The sequence below is a fragment of the Enterococcus italicus DSM 15952 genome, assembly GCF_000185365.1.
In the GTDB taxonomy this organism is placed as follows: domain Bacteria; phylum Bacillota; class Bacilli; order Lactobacillales; family Enterococcaceae; genus Enterococcus_G; species Enterococcus_G italicus.
Genome location: NZ_GL622253.1, coordinates 1 through 1,440 on the forward strand (window position 1 = coordinate 1; position 1,440 = coordinate 1,440).

The 1,440-nt window shown below is 36.5% G+C and carries 1 protein-coding gene; it reads left to right on the top strand.

All coding sequences use genetic code 11. From position 1 onward, the window contains the following. Positions 1–49: 49 nt before the first annotated feature. Positions 50–1,366: an ISL3 family transposase gene (locus HMPREF9088_RS11070; RefSeq protein WP_007209345.1), complete on the top strand. Its 1,317-nt coding sequence runs from the start codon at positions 50–52 to the stop codon at positions 1,364–1,366. The last annotated feature ends 74 nt before the right edge of the window (positions 1,367–1,440 follow it).

The following is a 1,440-nucleotide window of genomic DNA, read 5'->3' on the forward strand; positions in this document are numbered from 1 at the left end:
GGTTGTCCTATAATTAAATCGCAGAACCCAATCATAGGAGGAAAACCAAATGTCCATAATTAAGAATATCAAAGAAAAAGACGAAAGGCTAGACAAAATCATTAAACAGATTCTAAATATCAAAGATGACAATATCAGCTTCTCTAAAGACGCTGTATCCAAGAAAAAAATTCATGGCCGAATGGCCAATGTCTTTACAGGTGTTTTAACCTACAAAATCGACTGCTGCCCGCTTTGTGGGTTTAAGAATATCATTCGTCATGCGTACAAAGACAGTTGGATTCAATTAATCCCTTATCAAGAAGTGCCTACTTATCTCCATTTATTTAAACAGCGGTTTCTTTGCAAGGACTGTCGCCATACCTTCTCAGCGAATACTTACTATGTGGCAGAAAACTGCTATATCGCACAACCTTTGAAGTTTGCCATTGCCGTTGACTTAAAAAAGAAAGTCTCCATGAAGGATATCGCCAAAAGTTACTCAGTTTCCTCAAAAACGGTTGAAAGGGTATTAGATTCGTTCTTTGAAGAACCACGTTTAAAACCAAATTACCTGCCCAAACATTTACTGATTGATGAATTTAAAGGGACCAGTGATTGTGAAGGTGCCATGTGCTTTATTATCAGTGATGCCGATACTGGTAAGATAGTTGATATTCTTGATGATCGCCGAAACTTTAAACTGCAGGCGTATTTCATGCATTTTAGTTTTGAAGCTAGAAAGCGAGTCACGCATATAGTTATGGACATGAATGCCGCCTACGGCGCTATCACTAAGATTATTTTCCCGAAAGCACAAGTATCGATTGATCGTTTTCATGTGATCCAACAATTGACGAGAGCTATCAATAAACAAAGGATTCAAGCAATGAATCAATTAAAGAAAAGTAATCCACAGGCTATGAAAGACTATCGTAAATTGAAGAAATATTGGCGGACTATACTCAAGAAAAACGCGAAGATTAATTACACGTCCTTCAAGCAATACCCACTATTCCAAAGGAAATACATGACTGAATCAGAGGTTTTAGATTACTTATTGTCAGTGAATAGCCAGTTGAGGGAAAGCTATGAAGTCTATCAAGATTTATTAACTGCTTTTGATGCCAAGGATTTCAAAACCTTCTTTGAAATAATCAATGACTTGCCAGCTACATTAGACACTAGATTTAAGAAAGCAATCCTCTATCTGAACAAGCATAAAAAAGCAATCATCAACTCCCTTAAATTTCCTTACTCTAACGGGAAATTAGAGGGGAAGAATAATTTAATCAAGGTCATCAAACGAATTGCTTTTGGCTTTAGGACGTTCCGTAATCTTCGTAAACGTGTCATGATTCAACAGAATCTTTGCGAAATTATTTAATAACACAAAAAAGGAAATGCCGAAGCACTTCCCATAGGTGATTTAACTAAAACAACACTATTTGACTTAGAACC

Bases quoted from the DNA above. Each gene is read 5' to 3' on its own strand.
- HMPREF9088_RS11070 (WP_007209345.1), top strand. From the start codon at position 50: ATGTCCATAATTAAGAATATCAAAGAAAAAGACGAAAGGCTAGACAAA.